This window comes from Micromonospora sp. LOL_015 (assembly GCF_048060275.1).
Lineage (GTDB): Bacteria > Actinomycetota > Actinomycetes > Mycobacteriales > Micromonosporaceae > Micromonospora_E.
On the sequence record NZ_JBHMIO010000007.1, the window covers coordinates 23,073 to 44,272 of the forward strand.

Below are 21,200 nucleotides of genomic sequence, written 5' to 3' on the forward strand. Positions count from 1 at the left end.
CCCGGCCGGCGCGGTGGTCCGGTCGCCGGCCGGGACGCCGGAGTTGCTCAGGCCGACCGGGCCGGGCGGGCGCAGCTGGGCAGCAGGTGCGTGACGATGCTCCGGGGCAACCGGCGGGGCAGTTCGGAGCTGGCCCAGGAGCCGTCCACCACGAGATGCGCCCCGCGCCGGTCCGGTCCGCACAGCCGCAGCAGGAACTCGCGCGGCAGCGGCGGATCTATCGACGGGGTCAGGATCATGAACCGGACCTGGCCGCGTACCGAGGCGGCCGACAGCACGTCGGCGGCCGGGGTGGTGCCGTGCAGCCGGGTCCGCCCGAGCCACCACAGGTCCGTCCGGTGCTCCCGGGCCGCGTGCAGCACCGTCGGGTAGACCCGCTCGACCCACTCGTTGACCGCATCGACGCAGAGCCCGCAGGCGCGTTCCTCCGGCCGCCGGGGTGCCAGCCCCCAGGCGTCCAGGTAGTGGCCGACGTCGGTCGGGCTCAGCGTCAGCCCGAACCGCCGCTCGATCAGCGTCGCGACGGTACGCCGGCTCCACAGCTCGTCGTCCAGCGCGTGGTCCTCCGGCCATCGGCCCCGCAACAGGTCGATCAGCTCGAGTTCCTGCTCCGGTGTCAGCCCGCCAGCGTCACCGGTGGGTGATCCGCGACGGCGGGCCGCCACCGCGCCGTCACCGCCGAGCGTATGCCGTCGGCACCAGCTCGTGATCGATCTCCGAGTATCGCTAAGAAGTGCCCCCACGTCAGGACCAACGAGGCTGTATCAGGACGGTAGCGATATGTGCCTAGAAAACGTCTGAGACGGTAGAGTCCGGCAAAGTGCGCGAAGTCACGGTATAGACGCACAGAACGGGCATGAGTGGGCGGCGTCAGCCGCCGACCGCGGACTGCAGGGTACGGATCAGCTCGATCTCCTTCTGCTGGCCGCTTGCCATCGACTCGGCCAGCCAGCGCACGTCCTCGTCGTCGGAGAGCTCGAGCACCCCGTCGGCCATGTGGATGCCGCCCAGGTGGTGGGTGAGCATCAGCGACAGATACAGCCGGTCCACCTCGGCGCCGGTCGCCGCCCTCAGCTCGGCGCGCTGCGCATCGGTGGCCATCCCCGGCATGAGACCGTCGACCACCGCCCACTCGCCGGTGGTCTCCATCCAGTCCATCCGGGGCTGGGTGCCGGTCGGCTCCAGGCCCCACTCACGTAGCCAGGTCTGCATCATGCCGATCTGGCTCTGCTGGGTCAGCGCGATGTCGCTGGCGAGGGTTCGCACCGCCGGGTTCTCGCTGCGCTCCAGCACGATCATCGACATCTCCACGGCCTGCGCGTGGTGGGTCGACATGTCCCGGGCGAACCCGGCCTCCGGCGAGGTGTCGCCGGGACGCAGCAGACCGGGGGTGAGCAGGCCGGCGGCGTACCCGAGCAGGAGACCGACCACGACGGCCGCAGCCAGCCACGCGGTGCCGAACCGGCCACGACGGCTGGTTGCGGCCGCATCGCCACCGGGCGGCGGATCGGTCGGATCCCCGCCGGCCGGGTCGGCCGGCCGGTCCTGCGTCGCCGGCCCGTCCACGGGCTCCCGCGCGGCGTCGGCCATCGCGTCCGTCTTCGTCCTGGTGGTCATGACCCAGCGCCGCCGTCCATCTGCTGTTCCTGGGTGCCGATATCGCGCGGGGTGGTGCCGGTGGCGGTGATCCCACGGGAGCAGGTGGCGCCCGGCTCGACGGTGGCGTTCTGGCGCAGCGCCCGAATAAACTCGTCGATCCGCGGGTCGTTGACGTCGTCGACAGCGAGCTGGTAACCCCACGCCTGCAGCGAGACCGCCGACTCCAGGCCCTCGAACGGGCTCATCATTGTGTACTCGTTGCCCCGAATCTTGCCGGCCAGCGTCTCGACCTGGTCGGCGGGCAGACCCTCCTGGTAGGTGAGCCAGACCGCGCCGTGCTCGAGGCTGTGCACGGCATGCTCGTTGGCGATGGGCGCGTCGTAGACGTCGCCCATGCAGTTCTGCCAGTTCGGGTTGTGGCTGCTGCCGACCGGCGGCTGGATTTCGTACTCCAGCGGGCCCCACTCGTGTGACTGCTTGCCGGCCATCGGGTCCAGCGCCGGAGGGTTGGACTCCCGGTAGTTGACCAGTTCGGTGATGTCCGAGGCGCGGTCCTGCCACGACCGGGCCTCCTGGGAGACCGCGTAGGCCCCGTACCCGATGATCGCGGTGGCCAGCACCCCGACGCCGACCATCAGCGCGATCGGACCCCAGTTGCGCTCCTGGGTGACCTTGACCGGTTTGACCGGCTTGCGGCCGCCCTTGCCGGCCTTGCCGCTGGTCTTGCCGCCGCCGGTCCGGGCGGCCGTGGCACCACCGCCCCGGCCGCTCGCCGGTTTGCCCTTCGCCGGCTTGCCCGCGGCCTTATCGTCGGTCCGGGGCTTGCCGCCGGCCGCCGGCTTGCCGGTGCTGACCACGGAGGGGTTGCGGTTGTCGCCACCCTGGGTGCTTATGCTCATGGTGTGGTGCCTCGTCAGGTCGGTCGGTCAAGGGGCATTCAGCGGGGACACAGCAGGTGAGGGTCGCCGCCAAGGCCACGAGTCTACCCCCGGTAACATGCTTTGGTGACTCCCGCCAATCTCGCTGAGCTCGTCCGCGCCACGGCCCGGTCGGTCTTCGTCGACCGTGACCTCGATCTATCTTTACTCCCCGACGTGGTCACCGTCGAGCGCCCACGCAACCCCGACCACGGCGACTACGCCTCGAACCTGGCGTTGCAATTGGCGAAGCGAGTCGGCACCGCCCCACGTGAGCTGGCCGCCGCGCTGGCCGCCGCGCTCAGCGAGGCCGACGGGATCGCCTCGGTGGAGATCGCCGGGCCGGGCTTCCTGAACATCCGACTCGACTCGGCCGCCGCCGGGGCGCTGGCCCGCACCGTGGTCCTGGCCGGCCGGGAGTACGGCCACAGCACGCGTCTGGCCGGCCGCCGGCTCAATCTGGAGTTCGTCTCGGCCAACCCGACCGGGCCGGTGCACATCGGCGGCAGTCGCTGGGCCGCCGTCGGCGACTCGTTGGCCCGCATCCTGCAGGCCACCGGGGCCGACGTCGGCACGGAGTACTACGTCAACGACGCTGGCGCTCAGATCGACCGGTTCGCCAACTCACTGCTGGCCGCGATGCGTGGCGAGCCGACCCCGGCCGACGGCTACGCCGGGGCGTACATCGCCGACATCGCCGGGACCATCGTCGGCAAGCATCCGCAGGTACGCGACCTCGACGACGACGCCGCCCGGGAGCTGTTCCGCGTCGAGGGCGTCGCGTTGATGCTCGACGAGATCAAATCGTCGTTGGCCGCCTTCGGCACGCACTTCGACACCTACTTCCATGAGAAGGACCTGCACGCCCGTGGCGAGCTGGACCACGCGCTCACCCGACTGCGGGAGCAGGGTCGCGTCGTCGAGCGCGACGGCGCGACCTGGCTGCGGACCACCGACTTCGGCGACGACAAGGACCGGGTGCTGCGCAAATCCAGCGGCGAGTGGACCTACTTCGCCGCCGACTGCGCCTACTACCTGGACAAGCGTGAGCGCGGCTTCGACCGGATCGTGATGATGCTCGGCGCCGACCACCACGGCTACATCGGCCGGCTGCGGGCGATGGCGGCCTGCTTCGGCGACGACCCGGATCAGACTCTGGAGATCCTGATCGGGCAGCTGGTGAACCTGGTGCGTGAGGGGACGCCGGTGCGGATGTCCAAGCGGGCCGGCACCGTGGTCACCCTGGAGGACCTGGTCGAGGCGATCGGCGTCGACGCCGCCCGGTACGCGCTGGCCCGCTACTCGTCCGACTCGCCGATCGACATCGACGTGGAGCGGTGGACCCGGGCCAAGAACGACAACCCGGTCTTCTACGTGCAGTACGTGGCCGCCCGGACGGCCAGCGTGGCCCGCAACGCCGCCGAGGTGGGGCTGCAGCGGGGCGCACCGGACGACTTCCGGCCCGAGCTGCTCGACCATGAGAAGGAGAATGAGCTGCTCAAGGCGCTCGGCGAGTTTCCGGGAGTGGTCGCCTCCGCCGCCGACCTGCGCGAACCGCACCGGATCGCCCGCTACCTCGAGGAGCTGGCCGGGGCGTACCACCGGTTCTACGACAAGTGCCGGATCATGCCGCTCGGCGACGAGGAGATCACCGACCGGCACCGGGCCCGGCTGTGGCTCAACGACGCCACCCGTACGGTGATCGCCAACGGCCTGGACCTGCTCGGCGTCTCGGCGCCCGAGCGGATGTGACCCGGCCGACAGACCCAGACTCAGATCCATGAACGACGAAGGACGGTAGAGCCGTGCGCGCACACGAGGCCGGGGCCCTGCACGGTGACCTCGGCAGCCGGGGGCCGGGCTGGCTGCGTACCCCCGACGACGTCAACACTCTGCTGCCACAGCTGTGGCCGCGGACGGTGACCCGGACGGACACCGGGTCGATCACCGTCGGCGGCCGGGACGTGCGGGACCTGGCCGCCGAGTACGGCACCCCGGCGTACCTGCTCGACGAGGACGACCTGCGGGCCCGCTGCCGCGACTTCCGGGCCGCCTTCGCCGGCCAGGACGTCTACTACGCCGGCAAGGCGTTCCTGTGCCGGGCGGTGGTGCGTATCGTCGCCGAGGAAGGCCTGCACCTGGACGTCTGCACCGGCGGTGAGCTGGCCGTCGCGCTGTCGGCCGGGATGCCGCCGGAGCGGATCGGCCTGCACGGCAACAACAAGAGCATCGCCGAGCTGACCCGGGCCCTCGACGCCGGGGTGGGCCGGATCATCGTCGACTCGTTCGACGAGATCGACCGGCTGACCACCCTGGCCCGGGACCGGGGCGTCCGGCCGAAGGTGCTGGTCCGGGTCACCGTCGGGGTCGAGGCGCACACCCACGAGTTCATCGCCACCGCCCACGAGGACCAGAAGTTCGGCTTCTCCCTGGCCGGCGGGGCGGCGTTCGAGGCAGCCGCCCGGATTCTCGACGAGGGGGTGCTGGAGCTGTGTGGGCTGCACTCGCACATCGGTTCGCAGATCTTCGACGCCGGCGGCTTCGAGGTGTCCGCCCGGCGGGTACTGGCGCTGCAGGCGCAGATCCGCGACGCGCGCGGCGTCGAGCTGCCCGAGCTGGATCTCGGCGGCGGGTTCGGCATCGCCTACACCACCCAGGACGACCCGGCGCCGGCCCACGACCTGGCCAAGCGGATGAAAAAGATCGTCGACGGTGAGTGTGAGGCGTTGCGGCTCGCCGTGCCGCACCTGTCGGTCGAGCCGGGCCGGGCGATCATCGGCCCGGCGGTGTTCACCCTCTACCAGGTCGGCACCGTCAAGGACGTCGACGGCATCCGGAGCTACGTCAGCGTCGACGGTGGGATGAGCGACAACATCCGTACCGCCCTCTACGACGCCTCCTACTCGGCGACGGTCGCCTCCCGGGCGTCGACCGCGGCGCCGATCCTCGCCCGGGTCGTGGGAAAGCATTGTGAGTCCGGGGACATCGTGGTGAAGGATGAATTCCTGCCCGCCGACGTGCAGCCGGGAGATCTTCTCGCGGTGCCGGGCACGGGGGCGTACTGCCGGAGCATGGCGAGCAACTACAACCATGTGCCCCGGCCGCCGGTTATCGCGGTCCGCGACGGAGCGGCCCGGGTGATCGTCCGTCGGGAGACCGAGGCCGATCTGCTGGCACTGGACGTGGGATAGCGCCGCAGGCGGCGGGACGACGTGGATAGCGCGCGGCGCGCGGTCGCGAGGTATGGGGTGAGCATGGGTAAGCCGGTACGGCTGGCGTTGCTGGGCTGCGGCACGGTGGGCTCCGAGGTGGTGCGGCTGCTGCACGAGCAGGCCGCCGACCTCGCTGCCCGGGTCGGGGCGCCGATCGAGATCGCCGGGGTCGCGGTCCGCCGGCCCAACCGGGCCCGTGGTGACCTGCCGGTCGACCCGGCGCTGTTCACCACCGACGCGTTGGGCCTGGTCAAACGGGACGACGTCGACGTGGTGGTCGAGGTGGTCGGCGGCATCGAACCGGCCCGGACCTGGCTGGTGGAGGCGCTGCGCAGCGGCAAGAGCGCGGTCACCGCCAACAAGGCGCTGCTCGCCGAGGACGGCGGCACCCTGCACGACGCCGCCGCCGAGGGCGGTGCCGACCTGTTCTACGAGGCGTCGGTGGCCGGCGCCATCCCGCTGCTGCGTCCGCTGCGTGATTCGCTGCACGGCGACTCGATCACCCGGGTCACCGGCATCGTCAACGGCACCACCAACTTCATCCTCTCCGCGATGGACGCCACCGGGGCCGGGCTCACCGAGGCGTTGGAGGAGGCGACCGCCCTCGGGTACGCCGAGGCCGACCCGACCGCCGACGTGGAGGGGTTCGACGCCGCCGCCAAGGCAGCCATCCTGGCCTCGCTGGCCTTCCACACCCGGGTCGGCGCCGACGACGTGCACCGCGAGGGGATCACCGAGGTCAGCGCCGCCGACATGGCCAGCGCCAAGGCGATGGGCTGCACCATCAAGTTGCTCTGCATCGCCGAGCGGGGCCCGGGTGCCGACGGCGCCGAGTCGGTCAGCGTCCGGGTCCACCCGGCGATGATCCCGCGCAGCCATCCGCTGGCCAGCGTCGGCGACGCGTTCAACGCGGTCTTCGTCGAGGCGGTCGCGGCCGGGCAGTTGATGTTCTACGGCCGGGGCGCCGGTGGGGCGCCGACCGCCAGCGCGGTGCTCGGCGACATCGTCGCGGTGGCCCGCAACCGGCTCGCCGGGGTGCACACGGCCAGCGAGTCCGCCTACGCCGACCTGCCGATCCGGCCGATGGGGGAGGCGGTCACCCGCTACCACATCAGCCTCGACGTGGCCGACCGGGCCGGGGTGCTGGCCGCCGTCGCCGGGGTGTTCGCCCGGCACGACGTGTCGATTGCCACCGTGCGCCAGTCCGGCCGGGACGCCGACGCCAGCCTGGTGATCGTCACCCACCGGGCGCCGGACGCCGCCCTCGCGGCCACCGTCGAGGAGCTGCGCGGCCTGGACGTCGTCCGTTCCATCGCCAGCGTGCTGCGGGTCGAGGGCGGCCAGTAGCCGCCCGGTACGCTGTGCCGGCGCGAACCGAGGAGGTTGTCATGTGGAGGGGCCTGATCGAGGCGTACCGGGACCGGTTGCCGGTCACCGACGCCACGCCGGTGATCACCCTCTACGAGGGCAACACGCCGCTGCTGCCCGCGCCGGTGCTCTCCGCCCGGGTCGGCGCCGACGTCTACCTCAAGGTCGAGGGGGCCAACCCGACCGGGTCGTTCAAGGACCGGGGCATGACGATGGCGGTCTCCAAGGCGGTCGAGGAGGGCAACAAGGCGATCATCTGCGCCTCGACCGGCAACACCAGCGCGTCGGCCGCCGCATACGCCGCCCGCGCCGGCCTGACCTGCGCGGTGCTCGTGCCGCAGGGCAAGATCGCGCTCGGTAAGCTCGCCCAGGCACTGGTGCACGGTGCCCGCCTGCTACAGGTCGACGGCAACTTCGACGACTGCCTGTCGATGGCGGCCAAGCTGGCTCAGGACTACCCGGTGGCGCTGGTCAACTCGGTGAACATCTTCCGGCTGCACGGGCAGAAGACCGCCGCGTTCGAGATCGTCGCCGGGCTCGGCGACGCCCCGGACATCCACTGCCTTCCGGTCGGCAACGCCGGCAACATCAGCGCCTACTGGATGGGCTACCTGGAGGACGTCGAGGCCGGCAACGCCACCCGCGCCCCGAAGATGTACGGCTTCCAGGCGTCGGGTGCCGCCCCGATCGTCTCCGGCGAGGTGGTCCGCCAGCCGTCGACGATCGCCACCGCGATCCGGATCGGCAACCCGGCGAGCTGGACCAAGGCGCTCGACGCCCGGGACGCCTCGGGGGGTCTGATCGACGCGGTCACCGACCGGGACATCCTGGCGGCGTACCGGCTGCTGGCCCGGGAGGTCGGGGTCTTCGTCGAGCTGGCCAGCGCGGCCAGTGTCGCCGGGCTGCTGCAGGCCGCCGCCGCCGGCAAGGTACCGGCCGGTGCCACCGTGGTCTGCACGGTCACCGGGCACGGTCTGAAGGACCCGGAGTGGGCGATCTCCACCGCTCCGGCGCCGACCACCATCGGCAATGATCCGCTACTCGCGGCCCGTGCTCTCGACCTGGCCTGAGGACGGCGCCGGTCGGGTGTGACGCGGCTCGACCTGGGCGGTGTCGGTTTCGGCCAGGTCGGCTTCCGCGGCGTCGACCAGCAGCCGGGTCGCGACGGCTACGGTACGCAGCTCGTCGGTGTCCAGCCGGGCCAACAGCCGGGCCTGGCGGTCGGTGCCGGCGGTGACGATCCGGTCCATCAGCTGCCGCCCGTCGTCGGTCAGCTCGATCCGGCGGACCCGCCGGTCCCGGGGGTCCTCCCGGCGGCCGACCAGCCGGTGGGCCGCGAGCCGGTCGACGATGCCGGTGACGGTGGCCATCCGTACCCCGAGCACCTGGCTAAGCTCCTGCCCCGAGGCGCTGCCGTGCAGGTAGAGCAGGAGCAGTATCTTCAGCTGCGGCACGGTGAGGTGTGAGTCGAACAGCGGGTCGGAACGGTCGGAGGCGAACAGGAGCTGCAGCCGGCGATGGGTCGCCATGATCTGGTCGATCAGTTCGTCCCGCTGGGCCACCTGCGCTCCCTCTGGTCCGGCACGGTGGCGGGCCGGCTGCCCGCCGTGCGCAGACGTTATCCCAACAACTTTGTGTGACGCTAACTGTTAGCCTTGGTCGAATTAATTCCCGTCGTCCCGCCGCCGGACTCTTTTCAGGAGTGAGCCCGCACATGTCGTTGCTCGCCAGACTCAGCCTCGCCAACCGAGGGCTCGTGGCGCTCGTCGCGGTCGTGATCACGATCTTCGGCGCCGTCACCATCCCGACGCTCAAACAGCAGCTTTTGCCTTCGTTGGAGTTCCCGGCCGCGTTCATCAGCGCGGTCTACCCCGGCGCGGCACCGGAAATCGTCGAATCGCAGGTGACCGAGCCCGTCGAGAACGCCATCTCGGGCGTCGCCGACCTCGAGAGCGTCACCTCCACCTCCAGCGAGAGCTTCGCCACCGTGCAGGTCGAGTTCGCCTTCGGCACCGACCTGACCAGCGCCGTGAACGAGCTGGAGACCTCGATCAACCGGATCCAACTGCCCGACGGTGTGGAACCGGCCGTCTTCGCCGGCAGCACCGACGACCTGCCGGCTGTGGTGCTCGCCGCCGCCGGCGCCGGCGGACCGGGGCTCGCCGGACGTCTCGACGAGGTCGTGCTGCCCCAGCTGGAAGCCATCGAGGGGGTACGCGCCGTCGACGTCACCGGCGCCGGTGAACAGATCGTCTCGATCACCCCCGACTACGCCGCGCTGGCCGACGCCGGTCTCGACCCGAGCGCTATCGGCAACGCCCTGCGGGTCAACGGCGTCACCATCCCGGCCGGCTCCCTCACCGACGGCGACGAGAGCCTGACCGTCCAGGTCGGCACCAGGATCGATGCACTGAGCGATCTCGCCGGGATCTACCTCACCGCATCCGGCCGGCCGCCGGTACGGCTCGACGACGTCGCCGAGATCAGCGAGCAGACCGCCCCCGCCACCTCGATCACCAGGACCAACGGCGCGGACAGCCTCGGGATCGCGGTGATCGCCGGCCCCGACGGCGACGCGGTCGGCATCTCGCACGAGATCCGGGACCGGCTCGACGAGCTGGGCGCGGCCGCCGACACCGAGTTGATCGTGGTGTTCGACCAGGCACCGTTCGTGGAACGCTCGATCGAGGCGCTCACCACCGAAGGCCTGCTCGGCCTGGTGATGGCGGTCCTGGTCATCCTGGTCTTCCTGCTGTCGATTCGGTCCACCGTGGTCACCGCGGTCTCCATCCCGCTGTCGGTGCTGATCGCGTTGATCGCCCTGTGGGTCGGCGACTACTCGCTCAACCTGCTCACCCTCGGCGCGCTGACCATCTCGGTCGGCCGGGTGGTGGACGACTCGATCGTGGTGCTGGAGAACATCAAACGACATCTGGAGTACGGCGAGGACCGGCGCACCGCGATCCTGACCGGGGTCCGGGAGGTGGCCGGCGCGGTCACCTCGTCGACCCTGGCGACCGTCGCCGTCTTCGCCCCGATCGCGATCGTCGGCGGTTTCGTCGGCCAACTGTTCGCGCCGTTCGCCATCACGGTGACCGTCGCGTTGCTCGCTTCCCTGCTGGTCTCGCTCACCATCATCCCGGTGCTCGCCTACTGGTTCCTCAAGCCGGCCGCCGCCGGCACCGACGTGGAGCGGGTCCGGCAGGAGGCCGAAGCCAAGGAGCTGCGCAACCCGTTGCAGCGCGGCTACCTGCCGGTGATCCGGTTCGCCACCACCCGGCGGTGGGCCACCGTCGGCATCGGGCTGGCGGTGCTGCTCGGCACGTTCGCGCTGAGCACCCGGCTGGAGACCAACTTCATCGACGACGCCGGCCAGGACACCCTGAGCATGCGGCAGGAGTTGCCGGCGGGCACCAGCCTGGCCGCCGTCGACCGGGCCGCCATCTCGGTGGAGCGGGTCCTCGCGCGGACCGACGGAATCGAGTCCTACCAGGTGTCGATCGGCGCGAGCAGCAACCCGTTCGCCGGTGGCGGCGGCAACACCACAGCGAGCTATTCGATCAGCCTGACCGAGGACGCCGACAACATTGCCGTGCAGCAGCAGCTGCGGGACGAGTTCGCTGGCCGCGACGGCCTGGGCGAGATCACGGTCGGGGCGGCCGACGGCGGGCCCGGTGGCGGGAGCGCCAACCAGCTGCAGGTCATCGTGCAGGCCAACGACCCGGACGATTTGGCCACCGCCGCGGAGCGGGTCCGGACCGCGATGTCGCAGACCCCGGACGTCGCCGACGTCACCAGCACCCTGTCCGAGGACGTGACCCGGCTGCAGGTGCAGATCGACCGCGCGGCGGCAGCTCAGGCCGGGCTCAACGAGGCCGCGCTCGGGCAACTCGTCGCCCAGGCCTTCCGCGGCAGCCCGCTGGGAGAGGTCACCATCGACGGCGACCGGATGGACGTTGTGCTCAGCCCGAGCGCCCGGGTGACCTCGGCCGAGGAACTGGCGGCGTTGCCGGTCGGGCCGGCGACCCTCGCCGACTTCGCCGACATCGCCGAAGTCGACGGGCCGGTGCAGATCGACCGGGTGGACGGCGAGCGCAGTGCCACCGTCACCGGCACCGCGACCGGCTCGAACGTCGGGCAGACCAGCGCCGACCTGTCGCAGCGACTGGAGGGCCTGAGCCTGCCGGCCGGTGCGACCTACACCATAGGCGGGGTCAGCGCCGATCAGGCGGAGGCGTTCGCCGACCTCGGGTTGGCCCTGCTCGCCGCGATCGCGATCGTCTTCGTGATCATGGTGGCGACGTTCCGCAGCCTGATCCAGCCGCTGATCCTGCTGGTGTCGGTGCCGTTCGCGGCGACCGGCGCGATCGGTCTGCTGGTCGTCACCGGCACGCCGATGGGTGTGCCGGCGCTGATCGGCGCGTTGATGCTGGTCGGCATCGTGGTGACCAACGCGATCGTGCTGATGGATCTGATCAACCAGTACCGCGAGCAGGGGATGAGCGTCTCCCAGGCGGTGGTCGAGGGCGGCCGGCGTCGGCTGCGGCCGATTCTGATGACCGCGATCGCCACCATCTGCGCGTTGACGCCGATGGCGCTCGGCCTGACCGGGGTGGCCGGCTTCATCGGCCAGCCGTTGGCGATCGTGGTGATCGGCGGCCTGTTCAGCTCGACGCTGCTCACCCTGGTCCTGGTGCCGACGCTCTACACCATGGTTGAGGGCGCCAAGGAGCGGCTGCGGCAGCGCCGGGCCACCCGCCGGTCGGCCGGCCCGGCGGGCGACGCGGGCGACGATGCCACGGCACTGGATCGGTCGTCGGGCACCGGCGCCGGCACCGATGCCGTACGAGGCACCGGCGACGCAGCGAATGGCCGCAACGGCTCCGACACCGCCGACACCGCCGGCCCCGCCAGCCGTACGTCGCCGGTCGCCGCGCCGCCGGCCCGCCCGTCGGCGGCCCTGGTCGACGGCACCGACCAGTTCGAGGTGCTGAAACTGCCGAAGAGTCGCACCTCGCCGCTGCCGCCGACGGATTCGCCGACGGAGAAGTGACCGTGCGGGTCCCCGGGGTGCCGGCCCCGGGGACCCGCGGCGACCCGTCGCGCAGATCACACTTCGTCCACTGTCCGGTCTCCGGTCGGTAAGGTGTCGGTACGTGTCCTCACCGTTAGCGGTCCTTACCGGAAACCGGGATTTCCGCCGGCTGCTCCTCGCCGAGCTGGTCGTCTTCGGGGCGGACTGGTTCGTCATGGTGCCGCTGGTGGTGCTGCTGCCGGAGCTGACCGGCAGCGGCGTCTGGGGCGCTCTGGTGCTCGCCGTGGACACCGGCATCCACGCCCTGATGTTGCCGTTCACCGGTACGCTCGCCGACCGCTTCGACCGCCGTCGGATCCTGATCGCCGCGAACCTGGCCGCCGTCGTCGCGGTGCTGTTGCTGCTGGCCGTGCGCACCCCGGGTACCGCCTGGCTGGCGTTGTTCGCCATCGCGTCGCTCGCGGTGGCGAAGTCCTGCTACTCGCCGGCCGCCCAGGCCGCGCTACCAAACGTGGTCTCGGCGGCGGAGCTGCCCGCCGCCAACGTCTTCGCCGGTTCCGCGTGGGGCACCATGGCGATCGTCGGCGCGTCGCTGGGCGGGCTGATCAGCGCGGCGCTCAACCCGTACGCGTGCTTCTGGATCGCCGCCGCGGCGCTGCTGCTGGCGGCGGTGGTCACCATGTCGATCCGCCGGCCGATGCAGGCTCCGCGCGACGCCACGCTGCCGGCACCCCGGACGCTGACCGCGATCCGGGAGGCGCTGGCCTACATCGGTGGCCGTCCGCAGGTGCTCGCCCTGGTGACCGCGAAGAGCGCGGTCGGCCTCGGCAACGGCGTACTCACGTTGTTTCCGCTGTTGGCCGGGGTGTACGGGGTCGGCGCGATCGGCACCGGCCTGCTGTTCGCCGTGCGGGGTGCTGGCGCGGTCATCGGGCCGCTGCTGACCCGCCCGGTGCTGAACCGGCGGTCCTGGCTGCTCACCGGGTTGGCCGCGTCGATGTCGGTGTACGGGCTGTCCTACGCCAGTATCTCGTTGGTCACCTGGTTCCCGCTGGTGCTCACCCTGGTCTTCCTTGCGCACCTGGGCGGCGGCAGCAACTGGGTGCTGTCCAACTACGCCCTGCAGGCGGTGGTGCCGGACCGGCTGCGCGGCCGGGTCTTCGCCACCGATCTGATGCTCGCCACCCTGTCGATCTCGGTGAGTCAGTTGATTGTGGCCAGTGTGATCGACACTCTGGACACCCGGATCATCCTGGCGACGTGTGGTCTGGTGACCGTCACCTATGCGATCGGCTGGCGGCTGGCGACCCGGCGGCTGGGCTCGGTGGTTGCGGCCAATCGCTAGCATCGTGATATCACTTTGATAGCGAGCTGGTGGTGGAGGGAACGAGCATGGAGCGAGCCGTGTTCCGGAGGTCGGGATTCGTGGTGATCGGCGGCCTGGTGGTGCCAGGTCTGCTCGGCCTGGCGGTGGTGGCGCCCGGCATCAATTCGGTGGCCGACGCGGATGTCTGGATGGCCGTCGCCGCCGTGGTCTACGCCGGGGTCATCGCGCTGGCCGCCACCGGGTTCACCGTGGTCAACCCCAACGAGGCGCAGGTGGTGCAGTTCTTCGGTCGCTACCTCGGCTCGATCCGGGTCGCCGGCCTGCACTGGACCTGGCCGTTGACCGTCCGGCGCAAGGTCACCCTGCGGGTGCGCAACTTCGAGACCGACCGGCTCAAGGTCGCCGACGCCGACGGCAACCCGGTCGAGATCGCCGCCGTCGTGGTGTGGCGGGTGGTCGACTCGGCGAGCGCCGTCTTCGCCGTCGACGACCACGTCGAGTACGTGGCCGTCCAGGCCGAGGCCGCCGTCCGGCACCTGGCCACCAGCTACCCGTACGAGGCGCACGACGCTGGGCGGGCCAGCCTGCGGGACAGTACGGTGGTCGCCGACGAGCTGACCGAGGAGTTGCGGGAGCGGGTCGAGCTGGCCGGCGTGGAGGTGCTGGAATCCCGGGTCACCCACCTCGCGTACGCCCCCGAGATCGCCCACGCGATGCTCGCCCGGCAGCAGGCCGCCGCCGTCGTCGCGGCCCGGTTCCGGATCGTCGAGGGCGCCGTCGGCATGGTCTCCAACGCGTTGGAACGGTTGGCCGACGAGCACGTGGTCGACCTCGACGAGGAACGCAAGGCCCAGATGGTCGCCAACCTGCTGGTGGTGCTCTGCGGCGACCGGGCGGTGCAGCCGGTGGTGAACACCGGGTCTCTCTACAGCTGAGGCGGTCCACGGCTGATGGCCGAACGCAAGAAGCTGCTGTTGCGGCTCGATCCGGCGGTCCACGAGGCGATTGCCAAGTGGGCCGCCGACGACCTGCGCAGCGTCAACGCCCAGATCGAGTACGCGCTGCGGTTCGCGCTGCGCGCCGCCGGCCGGACACCCGGATCGGGCCGGACATCCGGATCCGATCGGGCAACTGGATCGGGCCCGTCGGCCGACGGCCCGGACCGGCCGTCGGCGCCCTGACACCGGGCAACCGACCAGGACCTAGCATGGGGCGATGGGTATCAGCTTCGTTCCCGGGCCGGTGACCGTGCGGGTCCCGGCCACCAGCGCCAACCTCGGCCCCGGGTTCGACGCGCTCGGGTTGGCGCTCGGTCACCACGACGAGGTGACCGCCCGGGTGGTGCCCGCCGGCTGCCGGGTCGAGATCTCCGGCGAAGGCACCGGCGAGTTGCCGCTCGACGGCGGCCATCTCGTCGTCCGTGCCATGCACGCCACCTTCGACGAGCTCGGCGGCCGGCCGGCTGGCCTGGCGTTGAGCTGCGTGAACCGGATCCCCCAGGCACGCGGCCTGGGTTCGTCGTCGGCGGCGATCGTGGCCGGCGTACAGCTGGCCCGAGGGCTCGTCGTCGGCGGGACGCAGCTGCTGGACACCGCCGCCGCGCTGCGGATCGCCGCCCGGTTGGAGGGCCACCCGGACAACGTGGCACCCTGCCTGCTCGGCGGGTTCACCATCGCCTGGACCGAGGCGTCCGGGTCGCGCGCGGTGTCGGTGCCAGCGCATCCGGCGGTGTCGCCGACTGTCTACGTACCCAGTAACCGGGGTCTGACCGAGGCGGCGCGGGCGGCGCTGCCCGCTCAAGTCCCGCACGCGGACGCCGCGTTCACCGCCGGCCGGGCCGCCCTGCTGAGCCATGCGATCACTGCCGACCCGACGCTGTTGCTGGCCGCGACCGAGGACCGGTTGCACCAGGACTACCGGGGTCCATCGATGCCGGCCAGTGCGGAACTGGTCCGCCGCCTGCGGGCGACCGGTGTGGCCGCGGTGATCAGTGGGGCGGGTCCGAGCGTCCTGGCGTTGACCGAAGTCCCGGCCGACTTCTGTCCGGGAATGGACTGGCAGACTCACTTGTTTGCGGTAGACGTTGCCGGAGCCCGGATCGAAGGCGCTATAGTAGGACACGCCGAGCGGGACCCTGTTGCTGCAGGTCGGAAGAGTTGACTACGCTCTAGGCCAAGCACAGCCGCGAAGCACGCGATCTCCTGCGGGGCGGCGCACCCCCGAAGCTATCGGCGGTAAGCCCGTCTCACCCCTGCCTAGGTCACCGCCGAACCGCAGTCTTCACGGATCGCTGCAGATGTCGAGAGCTGCCCACCGAGGCTGGTGAAGCGGGCTCGGCAGAGCTGCGCGAAGACTCCCGCGACGTGTCATGCGAGGCGGGTGCACCGAGGCCGCCCGGCCACCTAGCGTCTTGACCCGGGTTGCCCGGCCTATCGAGGGAAGGAATCCATTGAGCGACACCACCGACGTGACGTCGGATGTCTCCAACGTCGCTGACGACACCACCGCTGCTCCTGCCCGCCGTCGGCGGTCCGGCACCGGGCTGTCCGCGATGCTGCTGCCGGAGTTGCAGAGCCTCGCCGCGTCGCTCGGCATCTCCGGCACCGCCCGGATGCGCAAGAGTGAGCTGATCACCGCGATCACCGAGCGCCAGGCCGGCGGGGGCGCCCCACGGCCGCGCGCCGAGGTCGCGGCGGCGACCGCACCCCCTCGGGAGGAGGTCCGCGCCGAGGTCCGTCCTGAGGCCGAGCGGCGTGACAGCGGCGACGGTGAGCAACTCGCCATCGTTGACGAGCCGGCCCGCGAGCGCAGCACCCGCCGGGGCCGTCGGTCGGCAGCCGAGTCGCGTACCGACGAGACCGCGACCACGCAGACCACGCAGACCACGCCGACTGAGTCGGGCGATCGGGCCGACCGGAGCGGTGACGGCCGGGACAACCGTGACCGTGACGGCCGGGACAACCGTGACCGTGACGGCCGGGACAACCGTGGCGATCGGGCCGAGCGTGGCGGTGACGGTCGGGACAACCGTGGCGAGCGGGCCGAGCGTGGCGGTGACGGCCGGGGTGGTCGCGACCGCAGCGACCGGGGTGACCGGGGTGACCGTAACGACCGGGGTGACCGCAGCGAGCGGAACCAGCGGGACAACAACAACGACGACGACGACAACGAAGGCGGCGGTCGGCGCAGCCGACGCAGCCGGTTCCGCGACCGTCGGCGGCGGGGGGACCGCGGTGACGGCGACGGTGGTGGCGGCCGGGAGCCGCAGGTGACCGAGGACGACGTACTCGTCCCGGTGGCCGGCATCCTCGACGTGCTGGACAACTACGCGTTCGTGCGTACCACCGGCTACCTCTCCGGGCCCAACGACGTCTACGTCTCCATGTCGCAGGTCAAGAAGCACGGTCTGCGGCGCGGTGACGCGGTCACCGGCGCGGTGCGCGCCACCCGCGAGGGTGAGCAGCGTCGCGACAAGTACAATCCGCTGGTCCGGCTGGACACCATCAACGGCATGGAGCCGGAGGAGGCCCGGCGGCGTCCCGAGTTCTACAAACTCACGCCGCTGTACCCGCAGGACCGGTTGCGGTTGGAGACCGAGCCGCACATCCTCACCACCCGGGTCATCGACCTGGTGATGCCGATCGGCAAGGGGCAGCGGGCGCTGATCGTCTCCCCGCCCAAGGCGGGCAAGACGATGGTGCTGCAGGCGATTGCCAACGCCATCACGCACAACAACCCCGAGTGCCACCTGATGGTGGTGCTGGTCGACGAACGCCCGGAAGAGGTCACCGACATGCAGCGGTCGGTGAAGGGTGAGGTCGTCGCGGCCACGTTCGACCGGCCGCCGCAGGACCACACCACGGTCGCCGAGCTGGCCATCGAACGCGCCAAGCGGCTGGTGGAGCTGGGCCACGACGTCGTCGTGCTGCTCGACTCGGTGACCCGGCTGGGCCGCTCGTACAACCTGGCCGCGCCGGCCAGCGGGCGGATCATGTCCGGTGGTATCGACTCGACGGCGCTGTACCCGCCGAAGCGGTTCCTCGGCGCGGCCCGCAACATCGAGAACGGCGGTTCGTTGACCATCCTCGCCACCGCACTGGTGGAGACCGGATCCATGATGGACACGGTGATCTTCGAGGAGTTCAAGGGGACCGGCAACGCCGAGCTCAAGCTGGACCGCAAGATCGCCGACAAGCGGGTGTTCCCGTCGATCGACATCCACCCGTCCGGCACCCGTAAGGAGGAGATCCTGCTCGCGCCGGAGGAGCTGGCGATCACCCACAAGCTGCGCAAGGTGCTCCACTCGCTGGACTCCCAGGCGGCGCTGGACCTGCTGCTGGACCGGCTCAAGCAGAGTCGGACCAACATCGAGTTCCTGATGCAGATCGCGAAGTCGACGCCGGGGGAGTGACCCCGGCACCGGTCGCCCCGCGCGGTCGGGAATCCGGCAGGGCCGTCGGGCGTTGCGTCCGGCGGTGTTCGTGACGGTCGCGGTGGGCGGTTCGCTCCGCCCACCGCGACCAGCCGCCACGGCCCGTGGCAGACTGACAACAGGCCAGGTTCCGGTTCACGCCAGAGTCGGCCCGCGCAACGGCGCGGCCGATGTCGACGGCGACCCGGCGACCGACGAAGAGAGGACCATCCGTGAAGAAGGACATTCACCCGGAGTACGTGACCACCGAGGTCACTTGCTCCTGCGGCGCATCGTTCACCACCCGCAGCACCGCACCCGGCGGCAAGATCCACGCTGAGACCTGCAGCGCCTGCCACCCGTTCTACACCGGCAAGCAGCGCGTGCTCGACACCGCCGGCCGGGTCGCCAAGTTCCAGCAGAAGTACGCCAAGGCAAAGGCCAACAAGGCCAAGTAGCTGTGCACGCGGCGCCCGCTTCCGACCGAGGTCGGGGGCGGGCGCCGCGGTGTCTGGACGGTCCTGGTCTCTTCAACCCGAACCCGGATGAAGGAGTACTTGTATGAGCAGCGAGCGCCTGGCCGGGCTCCTTGACGAGTACGCCGAGCTGGAGAAGCAGCTGTCTGATCCGGCGATCCACGCGGACCAGACCACCGCCCGCCGGGTCGGTCGCCGGTTCGCCGAGCTGGCCCCGCTGCACAAGGCCGCCGGCGAGCTCGCCCAGGCCCGGGCCGACCTGGCCGCCGCCCGGGAGCTGGCCGGCGAGGACCCGGCGTTTACCGTCGAGGCGGAGGCAATCGCCGCCAGCCTGCCCGACCTGGAGGCCCGCCTCGCCGAACTGCTGATCCCCCGGGACCCCCACGACGCCAAGGACGTCATCGTCGAGATCAAGGCGGGCGAGGGCGGCGAGGAGTCGGCGCTGTTCGCCGGCGACCTGCTCCGGATGTACCTGCGGTACGCCGAACGGCGCGGCTGGCAGGTCGAGGTGCTCGACTCGCAGGATTCCGACCTCGGTGGGGTCAAGGACGTCTCGCTCGCGATCAAGTCGCGGGGGATGCCCGAGGGCGGCAACGGCGTCTGGTCCCGGCTCAAGTGGGAGGGCGGCGTGCACCGGGTGCAGCGGGTGCCGGTCACCGAATCGCAGGGCCGGATCCATACCAGCGCCGCCGGGGTGCTGGTGCTGCCGGAGGCCGAGGACGTCGAGGTCAACGTCGACCCGAACGAACTACGCGTTGACGTTTTCCGCTCCTCCGGCCCCGGCGGCCAGTCGGTCAACACCACCGACTCGGCGGTGCGGATCACCCACCTGCCGACCGGCATCGTCGTCTCCTGCCAGAACGAGAAGAGCCAGCTACAGAACCGGGAGCAGGCGATGCGGATCCTGCGCGCCCGGTTGCTCGCCGCCGCCCAGGAACAGGCCGACGCGGCGGCCTCCGACGCCCGACGCTCCCAGGTGCGTACGGTCGACCGGTCCGAGCGGGTGCGCACCTACAACTACCCGCAGAACCGGATCACCGACCATCGGATTGGCTACACGGCGTACAACATGGACCTGGTGGTCGGCGGGGAGCTTGACGGCGTCCTTGACGCGCTCGCCGAGGCGGACCGGGCCGCCCGGCTGGCCGGTGACGCCGAACTGACCCGCCGCTGACCGACGCCACACCGGCACCGGCCTGACGGTCAGCGCACCGGATGGGGCCGTTGCCGGGCCTCGCGCATCTGCCGGGCGGCCACCTCGAAGGCCCGGCTGAGCGCTTCGCGCAACCCTGGACCGGAACCGCTGATCTCGGCGTAGCCGACGCTGATCCCGACCGGAGTGCCAGGTACCAGCGACTCCCACTCCTCACCGGCCACCGCGGCGGTGATCCGGCGGGCCACGTCGGCCGCCTCGGCCGGGCCGGCGCCCGGCAGCACCACCACCACGAACTCGTCGCCGCCGTACCTGGCCACGAAGTCACCCCGGCGCATCACCCGGTTGATCACCCCGGCGACCCGTTGCAGCACCAGGTCACCGGAGTGGTGGCCGTGCACGGTGTTGACCGACTTGAAACCGTCCAGGCCGCAGACCATCACCACGGCCCGATCGCCCCGGCCGGCCATGTCGGTGACGTAGAGGTCGAGGTGGCGGCGGCTGGCCAGCCCGGTCAACGGGTCGGTTAGCGCCTCCTGGGTGTACTGCGCGGCGGAGCGACGCATCTCCTCCTGGTCCAGCCGGGCGGCGATGCCGTCGACGTACATGTCGCGCAGCCGGTCGTTGCGCCGGGTAGCCAGCCGGAACGCGTACCGGTCGGCGTCATGCGCGGCGGCGTGGTCGCCGGCCCGGGTGTGCGCGACGCTGCGCAGCCGGGCCGTCTCGGCGGCACCTAGTGTCTCGGCGGAGACCACCGCCGCGGACAGTCGGGTCAACGCCTCCGCCGGCCGGTCCGCCGCGATGGTCAGGCAGACCACCCCGAGCTGGCGCAGGTCGCGGGCGCGGGCACTGTCGCCGCCGTCGATCATCAACCGGGTCGCCTCCGGGGCACCGGCGGGCAGCTGGGCCGGCTCACCGAGTGCGGCCAGCCGGGCCAGGGCGTACCCGTAGGCCACCCGGCTGCTCGGGCGCAGCAGCCTGGCCCGGTCGGCGTGCACGAACTTCGCCAGGTCGCTGCCGATGTCGCGGAGCACCCGCAGGCAGCCGTCGGTGTCTCCATGATGGTCCAACGCGACGGCGTTGCGCAGCCGGATGCCGGGCGCGGCGAAGGTCTCCTCTGGAATGCCGGTGGCGTTGGCGAGCTGCCGGGCGTGCTCGATGGCGCTCAACGCGTACCCGTGGAAACTGAGGTAGGAATAGGCCATCGCCAGGTCGTGCCAGCCCCAGGCGGTTTCCCGGTCCACGTCGGTGGCGGCGCCGAGCGCCCGCGCACTGTGCACCAGATGGGTGACACACCGGTCGAACGCGCCCTGCTGGTGGGCGGCGAGCGCGGCCAACGCGTGCAGGTGGCCGTGCAGGTACGGCTCGCTGACGTCCCGGGCGGCCTCGAACGCCCGGTCGACGGCCACCGTGTACTCGGCGGACCGGCCGAGGTTGAGCAGCGCGGAGAGCCGCTGCACCAGCGCGTCGGCCCGAACGTACCGGTTGCTGGTGCTCCGGATCACCTGCTCGAAGGCGACACAGGCTTCGGCTGAGCGGCTGCCTTCCATCAGCGCCCGGGCCTGCATCAGCGCCTCGGCCTGGTCGGTGAGCCGGTCGAGCCAACCCACGCACAACCTCCCTGGAGCCCGCTGGAATCTGGCGGAGCACACACCCGACCCGATCCGCGACCTGTTCTGCGGACGCCCGGGTGGACGCACCA

17 protein-coding genes are annotated in these 21,200 nt (G+C 71.2%); 12 read left to right on the forward strand and 5 right to left on the reverse strand.

Annotated features, from left to right (window positions below):
• Nucleotides 1-47: 47 nt before the first annotated feature.
• From ACFHWU_RS09190 to ACFHWU_RS09200, 3 genes are all read right to left on the reverse strand, one after another.
• Complete coding sequence (locus ACFHWU_RS09190; RefSeq protein ID WP_416556965.1) at nt 48-743, reverse strand: winged helix-turn-helix domain-containing protein; 696 nt, start codon at nt 741-743, stop codon at nt 48-50.
• 127 nt (nt 744-870) lie between these two features.
• The gene (locus ACFHWU_RS09195; protein ID WP_416590356.1) at nt 871-1,566 is read right to left on the reverse strand and encodes a DUF305 domain-containing protein; all 696 of its coding nucleotides are present in this window, start codon (nt 1,564-1,566) and stop codon (nt 871-873) included.
• Between the two features lie 47 nt (nt 1,567-1,613).
• On the reverse strand, nt 1,614-2,498 hold the full coding sequence (locus tag ACFHWU_RS09200) for a DUF3105 domain-containing protein (protein ID WP_416556967.1): 885 nt from the start codon (nt 2,496-2,498) through the stop codon (nt 1,614-1,616).
• Nucleotides 2,499-2,603: 105 nt separating this feature from the next.
• Between ACFHWU_RS09200 and argS the strand changes: the two genes are divergently transcribed.
• The 4 genes from argS (at nt 2,604) to thrC (ending at nt 8,166) form a co-directional block, all read left to right on the forward strand.
• The gene (argS, locus tag ACFHWU_RS09205) at nt 2,604-4,268 is read left to right on the forward strand and encodes an arginine--tRNA ligase (RefSeq protein WP_416590299.1); all 1,665 of its coding nucleotides are present in this window, start codon (nt 2,604-2,606) and stop codon (nt 4,266-4,268) included.
• 53 nt (nt 4,269-4,321) lie between these two features.
• Complete coding sequence (gene lysA, locus ACFHWU_RS09210; RefSeq protein ID WP_416590300.1) at nt 4,322-5,707, forward strand: diaminopimelate decarboxylase; 1,386 nt, start codon at nt 4,322-4,324, stop codon at nt 5,705-5,707.
• 63 nt (nt 5,708-5,770) lie between these two features.
• Nucleotides 5,771-7,075: a homoserine dehydrogenase gene (locus ACFHWU_RS09215; RefSeq protein ID WP_416590357.1), complete on the forward strand. Its 1,305-nt coding sequence runs from the start codon at nt 5,771-5,773 to the stop codon at nt 7,073-7,075.
• 41 nt (nt 7,076-7,116) lie between these two features.
• Nucleotides 7,117-8,166 carry a threonine synthase gene (thrC, locus tag ACFHWU_RS09220; RefSeq protein ID WP_278171212.1) on the forward strand — a complete coding sequence of 350 codons (1,050 nt, stop codon included), beginning with the start codon at nt 7,117-7,119 and terminating at the stop codon, nt 8,164-8,166.
• Here the strand turns inward: thrC and ACFHWU_RS09225 are convergent.
• Nucleotides 8,134-8,658: a MarR family winged helix-turn-helix transcriptional regulator gene (locus ACFHWU_RS09225; protein ID WP_416590301.1), complete on the reverse strand. Its 525-nt coding sequence runs from the start codon at nt 8,656-8,658 to the stop codon at nt 8,134-8,136. The two genes, thrC and ACFHWU_RS09225, sit on opposite strands and share 33 nt — an antisense overlap.
• Nucleotides 8,659-8,810: 152 nt before the next feature.
• Here ACFHWU_RS09225 and ACFHWU_RS09230 point away from each other — a divergent pair, with 152 nt between their 5' ends.
• The 8 genes from ACFHWU_RS09230 to prfA all read left to right on the forward strand — a co-directional run bounded on the left by ACFHWU_RS09230 (nt 8,811) and on the right by prfA (nt 19,519).
• Complete coding sequence (locus ACFHWU_RS09230) at nt 8,811-12,149, forward strand: efflux RND transporter permease subunit (RefSeq protein WP_416590302.1); 3,339 nt, start codon at nt 8,811-8,813, stop codon at nt 12,147-12,149.
• Between the two features lie 103 nt (nt 12,150-12,252).
• Nucleotides 12,253-13,476 (forward strand): MFS transporter, encoded by a 1,224-nt coding sequence (locus ACFHWU_RS09235; RefSeq protein ID WP_416556972.1) that lies wholly within the window; start codon nt 12,253-12,255, stop codon nt 13,474-13,476.
• Between the two features lie 59 nt (nt 13,477-13,535).
• Complete coding sequence (locus ACFHWU_RS09240) at nt 13,536-14,393, forward strand: SPFH domain-containing protein (protein WP_416590303.1); 858 nt, start codon at nt 13,536-13,538, stop codon at nt 14,391-14,393.
• A 15-nt stretch (nt 14,394-14,408) separates the two neighbouring features.
• Entirely contained in the window at nt 14,409-14,639 is a 231-nt protein-coding gene (locus tag ACFHWU_RS09245) for a hypothetical protein (protein ID WP_416556974.1), read from the forward strand.
• Between the two features lie 34 nt (nt 14,640-14,673).
• Nucleotides 14,674-15,618, forward strand: a complete 945-nt coding sequence (gene thrB, locus ACFHWU_RS09250) for a homoserine kinase (protein ID WP_416590304.1) — start codon at nt 14,674-14,676, stop codon at nt 15,616-15,618.
• Nucleotides 15,619-15,907: 289 nt separating this feature from the next.
• Nucleotides 15,908-17,869 carry a transcription termination factor Rho gene (rho, locus tag ACFHWU_RS09255; protein WP_416590305.1) on the forward strand — a complete coding sequence of 654 codons (1,962 nt, stop codon included), beginning with the start codon at nt 15,908-15,910 and terminating at the stop codon, nt 17,867-17,869.
• 233 nt (nt 17,870-18,102) lie between these two features.
• Nucleotides 18,103-18,327 carry a 50S ribosomal protein L31 gene (gene rpmE / locus ACFHWU_RS09260; RefSeq protein WP_123603402.1) on the forward strand — a complete coding sequence of 75 codons (225 nt, stop codon included), beginning with the start codon at nt 18,103-18,105 and terminating at the stop codon, nt 18,325-18,327.
• Nucleotides 18,328-18,430: 103 nt separating this feature from the next.
• Nucleotides 18,431-19,519, forward strand: a complete 1,089-nt coding sequence (gene prfA / locus ACFHWU_RS09265) for a peptide chain release factor 1 (RefSeq protein ID WP_416556118.1) — start codon at nt 18,431-18,433, stop codon at nt 19,517-19,519.
• Nucleotides 19,520-19,548: 29 nt separating this feature from the next.
• Here prfA and ACFHWU_RS09270 read toward each other — a convergent pair whose 3' ends face one another.
• Nucleotides 19,549-21,108, reverse strand: coding sequence for a GGDEF domain-containing protein (locus ACFHWU_RS09270; protein ID WP_416590306.1), 1,560 nt, complete (start codon nt 21,106-21,108; stop codon nt 19,549-19,551).
• Between the last annotated feature and the right edge of the window lie 92 nt (nt 21,109-21,200).